Below are 11,549 nucleotides of genomic sequence, written 5' to 3'. Positions count from 1 at the left end.
GCAAGAGCTTCATCGGCGGCGGCAGGACGCGCGTCCGCGCCGCACTGTTCATGGCAGCCCTTGTCGCCGCACGTCACAACCCTGTCCTCAAGGCCTTCCGCGACAGGCTCGTTGCCGCCGGCAAGCCCAAGATCGTCGCCATCGTCGCGACAATGCGCAAGCTCCTCACCATCCTCAACGCCATGATCCGGGACCAAAAACCATGGCAAACCGCTTGACCGCCAAGACAGTCGCTCTCCCCGTTCACGGGGAGAAGGTGCCGGCAGGCGGATGAGGGGCGGCGCAAGCTGGCCGACCTGTTGGCACGCGATTTGGAGGCCTCAATGAACGACACGTCCCACGCCGTGCGTGCCCGCATCTCAGGCCGCGTCCAAGGCGTCAGCTTCCGCATCTGGACCAAGCGCCAGGCCGAAAAGCTGGGCCTGCGCGGCTGGGTGCGCAACGAGCGCGACGGGTCGGTGACGGCACTGGTCGTAGGTTCCGACGCGGCGGCCGCGTCGATGCTGGAGCTGTTGTGGGAAGGTCCGCGCGGGGCGGTGGTATCCAGCGTCGTCTCGGAACCGGCGAACCCGGAAAACCTGCCTGCCGGCTTCGACATCACCGGCTAATCCGCCAATTCCGGCCTACGCAGCCCGACGGTTCAAGGCTTCGGGAAAGCCTCGACAGTGCCTTTGAGCTTGATGGTGATCGGCTCGCCGAAGCGATCCTTGGACTTGCCGGCCGGCACGCGGACCCAGCCTTCGCTGACGCAGTACTCGCTGACGTCCTGGCGCTCTTTGCCGTTGAACAGGATGCCGACGCCTGCCTGCAGCGCCTCGGCGTTGAAAAACGGACTGCGCGGGTCATTGCTCAGGCGGTCAGGAAGGGTCATTGCACTCTCCAGTAATTCAGACGTCCGTTGGGACGAAAAATGATCGCCTGCGTCGCGGCAGGCCGTGCGAGCGCTGTTAAGTGCATTGGTCGACCGGGTAAAGGCCCGCGCTCAATTCCGCCCGTAAAACGCGTTTTCGACATGCACCGGCCAGCGCCTTGGCAGCACCGCTACCATGTCGAAGCGCACCGAAAGCCGGCCATAGTCCGGCTGGCGGGCGAGCCACAGATCGGCGGCGCCTTCGATGCGCCGCTCCGAACCGTAGGCGACCGCCTCCATCGCCTCGATCAGCGTGCGCCGCGCCTTCACCTCGACGATCAGCACAAGGTCGCCGCGCCGGGCGATCAGGTCTATCTCGCCGAGCTTGGTCTTGTAGCGCCGGGCAACGATCCGGTAGCCCTTGAGCATCAGTGCCAATGCCGCCAGCCACTCGCCGCGATGTCCCAGGCGATGTGCTTGCTGGCGGGTAAGGCGCTCAGTCATCMGACCCTTCGCGCAGCTCAAGCAGGCGGCGGTAAAGCGCTGATTTCTGCCCGCCAGTCATGCGCGCAGCTTCCGCTGCCGCCTTCGATGCCGGCATCTCCTTGGCCAGCGACAACAAAAGCTTGTCGACATCGTCGGCCGTCTCGGTCCGCTCCTCGGGCGGCCCCACGCAGATGACCACCTCGCCCTTGGGCGTATCGGCTTCGGCATAGTGCGCGGCCAGTTCGGCCAAGGTGCCGGTGCGGATTTCCTCGAAGGCCTTGGTAAGTTCGCGTCCGATCGCCGCCTGGCGTGTGCCCAGCACATCGGCCATGGCGGCGAGGGTGTCGGCCAACCGGCGAGGCGATTCGAAGAAGATCAGCGTTCCGGGTACTGCCTTGACCTCTTCCAGCCGCGTCCGCTTCTGCCCGTCCTTCACGGGCAGGAAGCCGGCGAAGAAAAACGCGTCCGAAGGCAGGCCCGAGGCGGTCAGCGCTGCCAGCACTGCCGAAGCGCCGGGGATCGGCACGACGCGGATGCCGCGCTCCTGTGCCTGCCCGACCAGCCTGAACCCCGGATCGGAAACCAGCGGTGTGCCGGCGTCCGAAACCAGCGCCACGCTGCGGCCGTTCTCCAACGCTTCGATCAGCCGCGGCCCGGCCTCGCTGGCGTTGTGCTCATGATAGGCGGTCGGCCGCTGGCGGATGCCGTAGCGGTCGAGCAAAACGCGTGTCACCCGCGTATCCTCGCAGGCCACATGATCGGCCCCAGCCAACGTTTCGAGCGCGCGCAGCGTGATGTCGCCGAGATTGCCGATCGGCGTCGCCACCAGATAGAGCGCGGGCGTCAGCGGCCGTGCCGCGATCTCGGTCTGGCCGATGACATAGACCCGCTTGTTTTCGTTGTTCTGCACGCCGCCTCGCTTCTAGAGCATGATCCCGAAAAGTGGGAACCGGTTTTCGGATAAGATCATGCTCCAACAAGAAAATAGAGCCCCATTCCGCTTCAAGCGGAATGGCACGGCTCTAGCCCTTCATTGGCATGGCACTGAGGCACTTGCAAAAGGATGTGATCGCTTTTGCCTTGGCTTTGCCACAGTGCGGGAAACAAATCGCCGCCGCGGATCGGAACACAGAGATTCGTAACAGAGGCAATAGTATTGGCCATGTCCCATCGCTTCGACGCCTTCATCTCCCGCCTTGACGCAGCCACCAAAGCGGCACCGCCCTCACGCCTTGTAGGCGACCAGAACCGCTCCCGCCGCGATCAGCGCGACGCCGAGCCAGTTCGCCGTGCTAAGTCGCTCGCCAAGGAAGATAACGCCAAACACCGCGACAAGAACGACGCTTAGCTTGTCGATCGGCGCCACCTGCGCCGCGTTGCCGAGTTTCAGCGCGCGGAAGTAGCATAGCCACGATGCCCCCGTGGCAAGCCCCGACAGCACCAAAAACACATAGGTCTTGCGCGAAATCTCACCGAGCGGCTGGAACTGCCCGGTCGCCGTGATGATCGCGCCCAGCACCAAAAGGATCACCACCGTCCGGATCAGTGTGGCGAAATCGGAATTGATGTTTTCGATGCCGACCTTGGCGAAGATTGCCGTCAGGGCCGCGAAGATGGCCGAAAGTACGGCCCAGAACTGCCAGTATGCGACGGCGGAATTCATGTCTGGCTCCGTGAAATGGAGTTGTGGGCTTTTGAATGGACGTTTACCTCAGTCTTTTCAATCGCCGACTTTCCGAAAGTCGAAAGCACAGCAGTCCGCATGATGACGAACGACATGGACCACAAATTTTCGATCTCCGATCTTCGCGACAGGCCGGAATTTGCCGAAACGGTTGCTGATCGCATCTGGAATGCATGGTGGCGCGACGACGGCCACCAACTCGACTTCATCCAGGAACTGGTGAACGAGAATTTTTCCTCTTCGGGACTGCCCTTGGCGCTCGTCGCCCACGACGGCGACGCCTTCCTCGGCACCGCCCATCTGATCGACAACGATCTTGAATCGCGCCCGCAATATTCGCCATGGGTAGCTGCGTTGTGGGTCGATGAAGCGGCACGCAAATCGGGCCTCGGCACCGCACTTGCGCGGGCAGGGGCCGAGGCCGCGTTCAAGCAGGGCTTCGAGACCGTCTATCTCTGCGCCAAGCCACACCTGAGCGCCTACTACGAAGGCATGGGCTGGCAACGCATCGAAGACGACGTCGAGGGCACGAACGTATTTGCGCTGAAGCGGAAAAGCTGATCGTTACCGCGCAAGATCGGCAACGACGGCGTCGAGCACGATCATGCCTTGGGGTGTGGCGCGCAGGCGCGAATTGCCGATCGGCGCCACCAGGCCTTCGTCCTGTAGGATAGACAGCCGCGCCGAAGACAGCGACTTGCCCGACAGCACTTCGTAGCGCGCGAGGTCAATGCCCTCGACGAGCCTCAGGCCCATCAGCAGGAACTCGTCGGCCTCTTCCGAGCGGTTGAGGATCTCGCCACCGGTGATGCCGTGACCACGCTCTTCGACCAGCTCGGCCCAGCGTTCGGGCAACTTCTCAGCGATCGTCACCATGCGGGTGTTGTTTTCGAGGAAACGGCCATGCGCGCCGGGGCCGACACCGACATATTCGCCGTAGCGCCAGTAGGTCAGATTGTGCCGGCTCTCAGCACCTGGTCTGGCGTGGTTGGAAATCTCGTAGGCCGGCAGTCCGTGCGCCGCCGTCACCTCTTGCGTGATCGAATACAGCTCAGCGGCATGCTCGCCGTCGGGGATCTCGAACTTGCCGGCATTGTAGAGTTGGAAGAAGCGCGTGCCTTCCTCGATCGTCAGTTGGTACAGCGACAGATGGTCGACGGCGTAGCTGATCGCCTGTTCAAGCTCTTTCGCCCAGGCATCGGGCTTCTGGCCCGGCCGCGCATAGATCAGGTCGAATGACAGRCGCGGAAAGATCTCGCGCGCGAGCCCGATAGCATGAATCGCTTCCGGCACATTGTGCAGCCGGCCAAGGAAACGCAAATCGGCATCGTTCAGTGCCTGCACGCCGAGCGACACCCGGTTGACGCCGGCGGCGCGATAGCCGCGAAAGCGTTCGGCCTCGACCGAAGACGGGTTGGCCTCGAGCGTGATCTCGGCATTGCCTGATATCGTCCAGTTGGCGGCGATCGCATCGAGCACCGCCCCCACTGTCTCGGGCTTCATCAGCGACGGGGTACCGCCGCCCAGGAAAATGCTGGTCACCTCGCGCGGGCCGGTGCGCGCTCGCATCGTTGCGAGTTCGGCGGCAAAGGCGCGGGCAAAACGTTCCTGGTCCACCGGCTGGTGGCGGACATGGCTGTTGAAGTCGCAGTAAGGGCATTTGGCCGCGCAAAACGGCCAGTGCACATAGACGCCGAAGCCGGGGTCGCGGCTGAGCGACGTAACGCCCATCAGGCCGAACCAAGCATGGCGCGGGCGAACTTCTGGAACGCACGCGCCCGGTGCGACAGGGCATCGGCCTGTCCGGGCTTCCAGCCGTGCTTTTCCTCAGCACTCATCTCGCCAAAGGTCTTGTCGAGGCCTTCAGGCAAAAACACCGGGTCGTAGCCAAAGCCCTTTTCGCCGCGCGGCGGCCACACGAGATTGCCCTCGGCCTCGCCACGGAAATATTCGGCGTGACCATCCGGCCAGGCCAGGCAGATGACGGCAACGAAGCGACCGGTGCGCTGGTCGGTCGCCTTGGCGCCGCGCTCTTGCATGGCGTCTTCTGTGCGCTGCATCGCCATGGCGAAGTCGCGCGTGCCGTCGGGCTTTTCGGCCCAGTTGGCGGTGTAGACGCCCGGCGCGCCGTCGAGCGCGTCGACCACCAACCCGGAATCGTCCGACATCGCCGGCAGTCCGGTGGCGGTCGCTGCCGCCAGCGCCTTGATGTAGGCGTTTTCCTCAAAGGTCGTGCCGGTCTCGTCGGGTTCGGGCAGGCCGTATTCCTTGGCCGATTTGGCAGCGATGCCGAACGGCGCCATCAGGTCGGCGAATTCGCGCAGCTTGCCGGCATTGTGGCTGGCGATCACGATCTCGTTGTCGGCAAGCTTGCGCATCAAAGGCCCCATAGTTTCGGCTCGGCGATCTCAAGCGAATTGCCTGACGGATCGCGGAAATAGATGGAACGGCCACCATTCGGCCACTCAAAATCGGCTTCGATGGCGACGCCTTCGCCTTCGAGCCTTGTCTTCCATTGCTCGACTTCTTCAGCCGTCGCGGCAAAGCACAGATGCCCTGGGCCTGACGTGCCATGCCGCGGCACCGGCAGCCTGGCATCGGGCTTGGGCGGCTGGCGCGTCGCCTCGGCGTTGAACAGCAACAGCACGCCGGGGCCACAGCGGAAGAACACATGCCGCCCCGGCACCTTGGCGATTTGCTCCAGCCCCATCACCTCGCCGTAGAACGCCTCGGCGGCGTCAAGGTCGGTGACGTAAAGCGCGGATTCAAGGATCGCCGAGGGCTTCATCGGGAGCCTCAGCCCACCGCCATCTTTTGCAGGTCGACAAGCCGGGTGATGCCCTTGCGGGCGAGGCTCATCAGCGCCAGGAATTCTTCTTCCGAGAACGGCACGCCCTCGGCGGTGCCCTGGATCTCGACGATGCCGCCCTTGCCGGTCATGACGAAATTGGCGTCGGTGCCGGCCGAGGAGTCCTCGACATAGTCGAGGTCGATGACCGGCTGGCCGTCATGGATGCCGCACGAGATCGCAGCGATATGGTCCTTCAGCACCTTTTCGACGCTGACCATCTGCCGCGCTTCCATCCAGCGCAGGCAGTCATGAAGCGCGATCCAGGCGCCGGTGATCGAAGCCGTGCGGGTGCCGCCGTCGGCCTGGATCACGTCGCAATCGACGGTGATCTGGCGCTCGCCGAGAGCGCCCATGTCGACCACGGCGCGCAAGCTGCGGCCGATCAGCCGCTGGATTTCCTGGGTGCGACCGCCCTGCTTGCCGGCCGAAGCCTCGCGGCGCATGCGCTCGCCGGTCGAGCGCGGCAGCATGCCGTATTCGGCCGTCACCCAGCCCTTGCCGGAGTTGCGCATCCAGCCCGGCACCTTTTCTTCCAGGCTCGCCGTGCACAAGACATGGGTGTCGCCGAACTTCACCAGGCATGAGCCTTCGGCGTGCTTGGACACGTTGCGTTCGAAGGAGATGGCGCGCATTTCGTCGAATTGGCGTTTGGAGGGGCGCATACGGCTACTTTCTCTGGCGAAATCGGAAAATTGTTGCCGGCTTGTAGCTCCATGGCAGGACCAGCGCAAAGGAAAACCGGTTCCGCTGCTGGAGCTGTTGTGTTCGCAGCCGTGCGGTCTATATCATTTTAGACGGAGTCCATGAAGCAGATGACCAAAGCGGTACCCGATCCCACGCTGCAATCGCTCGACGTGCGCTCGCGCGACATCTTCCGGCGCATCGTCGATTCCTATCTCAGGGATGGCGAGCCTGTCGGTTCGCGCAATCTGTCGCGCATGCTGCCTTCGTCGCTGTCGCCGGCAACCGTGCGCAACGTGATGAGCGATCTCGAGCATCTCGGTCTCGTCTATGCGCCGCACATCTCCGCCGGCCGCTTGCCGACGCAAAAGGGCCTGCGCTTTTTCGTCGACGCCTTCATGGAACTCGGCGATCTCTCCGACGAGGAGCGCCGCACCATCGAGGCCCAGGTCAAGGCATCGGGCGAGGGTGCTTCGCTGGAGCATATGCTGACCGAAGCGAGCCAGATGCTGTCGGGCATGTCGCGCGGCGCTGGTCTGGTGCTCGCCGCCAAGAACGAGGTCGCCCTCAAGCATATCGAGTTCATCCAGCTCGAACCGACAAAGGCGCTGGCCGTGCTGGTGTCGCAGAATGGCGATGTCGAAAACCGTGTCGTCGAGCTGCCGCTCGGTGTCACCGTTTCCCAGCTGCACGAGGCGTCCAACTTCCTCAACGCCCATATCCGGGGCCGCACCCTGGCCGAGGCCCGGATCGAGATCGCCCGCATCAAGGACGAGACCAAGGCAGCCCTCGACACGCTGTCGCAGGATCTCGTCGAAAAGGGCCTTGCCGTCTGGGCCGGCGCCGAAAGCGGCCTGCCGTCGCGGCTCATCGTGCGCGGCCGCGCCAATTTGCTCGAAAACGTCACCGCCCAGGCCGACATCGAACTGCTCAAGCATCTGTTCGAGGACATGGAAACCCAGGACGGGTTGATCCAGCTTCTCGACCTCGCCGAAGAAGGCTCGGGCGTACGTATCTTCATCGGCTCGGAAAACCGGCTGTTCTCGCTTTCCGGTTCGTCGCTGGTCGTGGCCCCTTATCGCGACAAGGATGCCCGCGTTGTCGGCGCGCTTGGCGTCATCGGCCCGACCAGGCTCAATTATGCGCGCATTGTGCCGATGGTCGACTATACGGCGCAGTTGATCTCGCGCATGCTCAGGTGAGATAATCGCCCAGTCATACTCAGGAGGATGCAATGGCATTCGAACAGATCAAGGCCGAGATTGCGGTCCTCTTGCAGGAAATGGTCAACCAGCCCGAAGACGAACACGAACTGCACGAGCGCCTGCGCGAGAAGCTGGCCGAATTGCGGGCGCAAGGCTTGCCGGTGCCCGCCGACCTCGTCGAACTGGAAAAGCGCCTCGACGAGGATTTTTACAAAGCAGGCGCCTGAGACCTACAGCGCCGTGCGACCAGGACGCGCAAAGGACGCTGTAGTACTTCGATTGTCCTAGCCGAATTTCCGCTGCGCATCGAGCGCGAGGCCGAGGCCCACGCTGCCGAAAGCGTCGCCCTGGACGATCTTGGCCCSGGGCACGAGCGCCAGGATGCTCTGGCGCGCCAGCGGGATGGCGGTCGAGCCGCCGGTCAAGAACACGGCAGTGATGTCTTGGGCTTGCACCTGCGCTTCTTCAAGCGTGTCGGCGACGGTCGCCGTGACGCGCTCGACCGCGCTGCGAATGGTGTCTTCAAGTCCCTGCCTGGTCAGAGACGCATCAAAGCGCGTGCCCGGCAGCGCAACTTCGATGGTTGCCTGGTCCGCGTCGGTCAGCTCGATCTTGGCCTTTTCGACCTTGGTCGCCAAAGCGTGGCCGAAACGCTGGTCGACCACCTCGATCAGCCTATCGATGAGGTCGGGGCGCGCCGCCTCGAAACGGATCTGGCGCAAATCGAGCTTGGCCTTGGGCGTGTAGAGCAAGTTGATGCGCTGCCACGTCGCGAGATCGATGAAGTATCCCGCCGGCAGGTTGCGCTTGCCGTCCTTGGTCGGTGTGAGATAGCCGAGCTCGGGCATGACATGGGCGATGCTGAGCAGCCGGTCGAAATCGGTGCCGCCGATATGGACGCCGCGATTGGCGAGGATGTCGGCCTTGCGGTCGCTGGATGCTGCACGCTCGGGTGAAACGCGAACGATGGAAAAGTCCGACGTGCCGCCGCCCATGTCGACGATCAGCGCCAGCTCTTCGCGCGTCACCGTGCGCTCGTAATCGAGTGCTGCGGCGATCGGCTCGAACTGGAAGTCGATGTGCTTGAAGCCTTGCGCGCGTGCCGCCTTTTCGAGCTCACTCTGGGCTGCGGCGTCGGCTTCGGGATTATCGTCGACGAACTGCACCGGGCGCCCGAGCACGACGTTTTCGACCGGCTCGCCAACATGGCCTTCGAGCCGATCCTTGAGATGGCCGACGAACATGCCGATGATGTCCGTAAAGGCGATCTGGCGCGCCTTGATGCGGGTCTTTTCATGCACCAGCGACGAACCGAGCACGCTCTTCAGCGCGCGCATCAGGCGGCCCTCGGCGCCGTCGGTGTATTCGCCGATGGCGTGGCGGCCAAGGGCGGTCTGGTTGTCTTCGAAGTTGAAGAAGATGGCAGACGGCAGCGTGACGCTGTCGCCCTCGAGCGCCACGAGGCGCGGGCGGCCGTTCTCGATCACGCCGACGGTCGAGTTGGAAGTGCCGAAGTCTATGCCGCCGAAAGCCGGTCGCATCGTTGAGTCCTGGATTTTCTGCATGAATGGGCGACCCTCGAGCTTCTGCCGGGGCCGCAATCGGACCGTGCGCCTACACCAGAGGGCGGCGAATGTCGATCTCTGCGGGGTATTTTCTGAGAAAATGTGATCGCTGGCCCAACCCCCGCGACATTCCCAGGAAACCGCTTTCGTGCCATATCAACGCCGTCCAACCCACCCCGAGCAGATCACATGACCCTTACAGGATTTCTCGCCTATAGCGGCGCGCTTGCGATTGCCGCCGCCATTCCGGGTCCCGGGGTAACCGCACTCGTGGCACGCGCGCTCGGCTCGGGCTTCCGCTCCTCGCTTGCCATGTCGCTTGGGCTGGTGGTCGGCGATCTCACCTATCTCACCGCCGTCGTCCTTGGCCTTGCCTTTGTCGCCCAGTCCTTCGGCATGGTGTTTTTGGCGATCAAATGGCTCGGTGTTGCCTACCTTGTCTATCTCGCCTGGAACTTCTGGACCAGCGGCATCACGCCCGAGACCGTCGAGGCAAAGAAGGGCAAGGGCGGCCTGCTGGCGAGCTTCCTCGCCGGGCTGACCGTGACTTTGGGCAATCCCAAGACGATGATTTTCTATCTGGCGATCACCCCGACGGTGGTCGACCTGCATTCGCCGACGCTTGCCGACTATGGCATTCTCGTTGCCATCACCATCGCCGTGCTGCTGATCGTGCTGGTGCCCTACCTGCTGTTGGCGTCCAAGGCGCGCTGGTTCCTCAAGACGCCGCGCGCGCTCAAGCTTCTCAACCGCACCGCCGCCGGCTTCATGGTCGGTGCCGCGGCCGCGATTGCTGTCCGCCAGTAACGGCGCTGGCTGGAATTTCATTCTCCTGAATTGGCGTTCACGGAAACATGTTTCCGTGAACTGCCCCTAATCAGCACGGCACCCACTCGGAATTTGCCCTGCGACACCCTATCTTCGCAGTTCAAAACTCAGGCCTATTTCGGGAGCGAAATCGATGAACAAGCCCGTCACCTCCACGCGTGTGCCCGGTCGCGGTCGCGTCTATGGCTCGATCACCGAGACCATCGGCGACACGCCTCTGGTCAGGCTCGACAAATTCGCCAGGGAAAAGGGGGTGGTGGCGAACCTCATCGCCAAGCTCGAATTCTTCAATCCGATAGGCAGCGTCAAGGACCGCATCGGCGTCGCCATGATCGAGGCACTTGAGGCCGACGGCCGCATCACTCCGGGCAAGAGCACGCTGATCGAGCCGACCTCGGGCAATACCGGCATCGCACTTGCCTTCGCCGCCGCCGCCAAGGGCTACAAGCTGATCCTGACCATGCCCGAGACGATGTCGATCGAACGCCGCAAGATGCTGGCGTTGCTCGGCGCCGAACTGGTGCTGACCGAAGGCGCCAAGGGCATGAAGGGTTCCATCGCCAAGGCTGAGGAGCTGGCGCAGACCATCCCGAACGCTGTCATCCCGCAGCAGTTCGAAAACCCCGCCAACCCCGAGATCCATCGCGAGACCACCGCCGAAGAAATCTGGAACGACACGCAAGGCTCGATCGACATCTTCGTTGCCGGCATCGGCACGGGCGGCACCATCACCGGCGTCGGCCAGGTCATCAAGAAGCGCAAGCCTTCGCTCCATGTCGTGGCGGTCGAGCCGGAAGGTTCGCCTGTTCTGTCGGGTGGCCAGCCCGGCCCGCACAAGATCCAGGGCATCGGCGCCGGTTTCGCGCCCAAGGTGCTGGACACCACGATCTATGACGAGATCGTCAAGGTCTCCAACGAGGACGCGGTGGCCAATGCTCGTCTCGTCGCCCGCCTCGAAGGTGTGCCGGTCGGCATCTCCTCGGGTGCCGCCCTTCAAGCCGCCGTCATCGTCGGTTCGCGCCCGGAAAATGCAGGCAAAAACATCGTCGTCATCATCCCGTCCTTTGCCGAACGTTACCTGTCGACGGTGCTGTTCGAGGGGTTGGGGGGCTGAGCGATAGCGTACGTTCCTAGGGTACAAATTGCCCCTCACCCTTACCCTTGTAACTTGAACGTTGCCGCATCTGCTATTGTTAGCGGTGCGGTGGCGGACGGGAGACCGAAGTTCCTTTGGGACACCAAGCCCGTGGGAGAGCTTGGGTCTTCGTCCGCCGTTCCATCGACCCCGAACAGTCGCCAGGGCCGCAAGCGAAGCCCGATTAGGCAAGGATGGGAGAAGATGGACGCTGCTTTTGTCGTTGTAGGGATCGATGTCTCGAAGGCGAAGGAGCGGCTCGAC

The 11,549-nt window shown here is 63.3% G+C and carries 15 protein-coding genes and 1 pseudogene; 7 read left to right on the top strand and 9 right to left on the bottom strand.

Translation table 11 applies throughout. From position 1 onward, the window contains the following. A pseudogene (locus AC1DWF_RS25860) lies at window positions 1-218 on the top strand (IS110 family transposase); the annotation flags it as partial. 105 nt (window positions 219-323) lie between these two features. Continuing rightward, window positions 324-608, top strand: a complete 285-nt coding sequence (locus tag AC1DWF_RS25855; protein ID WP_476784632.1) for an acylphosphatase — start codon at window positions 324-326, stop codon at window positions 606-608. A gap of 32 nt (window positions 609-640) precedes the next feature. Here the strand turns inward: AC1DWF_RS25855 and AC1DWF_RS25850 are convergent, their stop codons facing one another. The 4 genes from AC1DWF_RS25850 to AC1DWF_RS25835 all read right to left on the bottom strand — a co-directional run bounded on the left by AC1DWF_RS25850 (window position 641) and on the right by AC1DWF_RS25835 (window position 2,999). After that, the gene (locus tag AC1DWF_RS25850; RefSeq protein WP_476784633.1) at window positions 641-871 is read right to left on the bottom strand and encodes a DUF3297 family protein; all 231 of its coding nucleotides are present in this window, start codon (window positions 869-871) and stop codon (window positions 641-643) included. 111 nt (window positions 872-982) lie between these two features. Next, window positions 983-1,354, bottom strand: a complete 372-nt coding sequence (locus tag AC1DWF_RS25845) for a YraN family protein (protein ID WP_476784634.1) — start codon at window positions 1,352-1,354, stop codon at window positions 983-985. Further along, window positions 1,347-2,246 (bottom strand): 16S rRNA (cytidine(1402)-2'-O)-methyltransferase, encoded by a 900-nt coding sequence (gene rsmI, locus AC1DWF_RS25840; protein ID WP_476784635.1) that lies wholly within the window; start codon window positions 2,244-2,246, stop codon window positions 1,347-1,349. Before rsmI ends, AC1DWF_RS25845 begins: the two co-directional genes overlap by 8 nt. Before the next feature lie 315 nt (window positions 2,247-2,561). Next, window positions 2,562-2,999: an EamA family transporter gene (locus AC1DWF_RS25835; protein WP_476784636.1), complete on the bottom strand. Its 438-nt coding sequence runs from the start codon at window positions 2,997-2,999 to the stop codon at window positions 2,562-2,564. Between the two features lie 99 nt (window positions 3,000-3,098). Here AC1DWF_RS25835 and AC1DWF_RS25830 point away from each other — a divergent pair, with 99 nt between their 5' ends. Continuing rightward, a complete protein-coding gene (locus AC1DWF_RS25830; protein WP_476784637.1) occupies window positions 3,099-3,581 on the top strand; it encodes a GNAT family N-acetyltransferase in 483 nt (160 codons plus the stop codon). A gap of 3 nt (window positions 3,582-3,584) precedes the next feature. Here AC1DWF_RS25830 and hemW read toward each other — a convergent pair whose 3' ends face one another. The 4 genes from hemW to rph are packed head-to-tail and all read right to left on the bottom strand — an operon-like array spanning window position 3,585 to window position 6,533. Then, a complete protein-coding gene (hemW, locus tag AC1DWF_RS25825; RefSeq protein WP_476789489.1) occupies window positions 3,585-4,751 on the bottom strand; it encodes a radical SAM family heme chaperone HemW in 1,167 nt (388 codons plus the stop codon). After that, on the bottom strand, window positions 4,751-5,398 hold the full coding sequence (gene rdgB / locus AC1DWF_RS25820; protein ID WP_476784639.1) for an RdgB/HAM1 family non-canonical purine NTP pyrophosphatase: 648 nt from the start codon (window positions 5,396-5,398) through the stop codon (window positions 4,751-4,753). Before rdgB ends, hemW begins: the two co-directional genes overlap by 1 nt. After that, a complete protein-coding gene (locus tag AC1DWF_RS25815) occupies window positions 5,398-5,808 on the bottom strand; it encodes a VOC family protein (RefSeq protein ID WP_476784640.1) in 411 nt (136 codons plus the stop codon). The genes rdgB and AC1DWF_RS25815 overlap by 1 nt, the downstream gene beginning before the upstream one ends. An 8-nt stretch (window positions 5,809-5,816) precedes the next feature. Continuing rightward, entirely contained in the window at window positions 5,817-6,533 is a 717-nt protein-coding gene (rph, locus tag AC1DWF_RS25810; RefSeq protein WP_476784641.1) for a ribonuclease PH, read from the bottom strand. A 150-nt stretch (window positions 6,534-6,683) separates the two neighbouring features. Between rph and hrcA the strand changes: the two genes are divergently transcribed. Next, window positions 6,684-7,754: a heat-inducible transcriptional repressor HrcA gene (gene hrcA, locus AC1DWF_RS25805; RefSeq protein WP_476784642.1), complete on the top strand. Its 1,071-nt coding sequence runs from the start codon at window positions 6,684-6,686 to the stop codon at window positions 7,752-7,754. Window positions 7,755-7,786: 32 nt separating this feature from the next. Further along, window positions 7,787-7,984 (top strand): hypothetical protein, encoded by a 198-nt coding sequence (locus tag AC1DWF_RS25800; protein ID WP_109575939.1) that lies wholly within the window; start codon window positions 7,787-7,789, stop codon window positions 7,982-7,984. Window positions 7,985-8,041: 57 nt separating this feature from the next. Here the strand turns inward: AC1DWF_RS25800 and AC1DWF_RS25795 are convergent, their stop codons facing one another. Next, window positions 8,042-9,298 (bottom strand): Hsp70 family protein, encoded by a 1,257-nt coding sequence (locus AC1DWF_RS25795; RefSeq protein WP_476842203.1) that lies wholly within the window; start codon window positions 9,296-9,298, stop codon window positions 8,042-8,044. 213 nt (window positions 9,299-9,511) lie between these two features. Here AC1DWF_RS25795 and AC1DWF_RS25790 point away from each other — a divergent pair, with 213 nt between their 5' ends. Together AC1DWF_RS25790 and cysK are read left to right on the top strand one after the other, a co-directional pair. Next, entirely contained in the window at window positions 9,512-10,129 is a 618-nt protein-coding gene (locus tag AC1DWF_RS25790) for a LysE family translocator (protein ID WP_476786254.1), read from the top strand. A gap of 154 nt (window positions 10,130-10,283) precedes the next feature. Beyond that, window positions 10,284-11,264 carry a cysteine synthase A gene (gene cysK / locus AC1DWF_RS25785; protein ID WP_476786255.1) on the top strand — a complete coding sequence of 327 codons (981 nt, stop codon included), beginning with the start codon at window positions 10,284-10,286 and terminating at the stop codon, window positions 11,262-11,264. Window positions 11,265-11,549 lie beyond the last annotated feature (285 nt).

It is taken from the genome of Aminobacter sp. P4_D5, assembly GCF_056401815.1.
Note: the sequence above shows the minus strand (reverse complement) of the source record. Positions and strands in the feature narration are given on the sequence as shown.

What these genes read in the sequence shown, in the direction of transcription:
- AC1DWF_RS25815 (WP_476784640.1), bottom strand. Translation starts at nt 5,808, where the DNA reads ATGAAGCCCTCGGCGATCCTTGAATCCGCGCTTTACGTCACCGACCTT.
- AC1DWF_RS25845 (WP_476784634.1), bottom strand. Translation starts at nt 1,354, where the DNA reads ATGACTGAGCGCCTTACCCGCCAGCAAGCACATCGCCTGGGACATCGC.
- AC1DWF_RS25850 (WP_476784633.1), bottom strand. Translation starts at nt 871, where the DNA reads ATGACCCTTCCTGACCGCCTGAGCAATGACCCGCGCAGTCCGTTTTTC.
- cysK (WP_476786255.1), top strand. Translation starts at nt 10,284, where the DNA reads ATGAACAAGCCCGTCACCTCCACGCGTGTGCCCGGTCGCGGTCGCGTC.
- AC1DWF_RS25790 (WP_476786254.1), top strand. Translation starts at nt 9,512, where the DNA reads ATGACCCTTACAGGATTTCTCGCCTATAGCGGCGCGCTTGCGATTGCC.
- AC1DWF_RS25800 (WP_109575939.1), top strand. Translation starts at nt 7,787, where the DNA reads ATGGCATTCGAACAGATCAAGGCCGAGATTGCGGTCCTCTTGCAGGAA.
- AC1DWF_RS25830 (WP_476784637.1), top strand. Translation starts at nt 3,099, where the DNA reads ATGATGACGAACGACATGGACCACAAATTTTCGATCTCCGATCTTCGC.
- hrcA (WP_476784642.1), top strand. Translation starts at nt 6,684, where the DNA reads ATGACCAAAGCGGTACCCGATCCCACGCTGCAATCGCTCGACGTGCGC.
- rdgB (WP_476784639.1), bottom strand. Translation starts at nt 5,398, where the DNA reads ATGCGCAAGCTTGCCGACAACGAGATCGTGATCGCCAGCCACAATGCC.
- rph (WP_476784641.1), bottom strand. Translation starts at nt 6,533, where the DNA reads ATGCGCCCCTCCAAACGCCAATTCGACGAAATGCGCGCCATCTCCTTC.
- AC1DWF_RS25855 (WP_476784632.1), top strand. Translation starts at nt 324, where the DNA reads ATGAACGACACGTCCCACGCCGTGCGTGCCCGCATCTCAGGCCGCGTC.
- AC1DWF_RS25835 (WP_476784636.1), bottom strand. Translation starts at nt 2,999, where the DNA reads ATGAATTCCGCCGTCGCATACTGGCAGTTCTGGGCCGTACTTTCGGCC.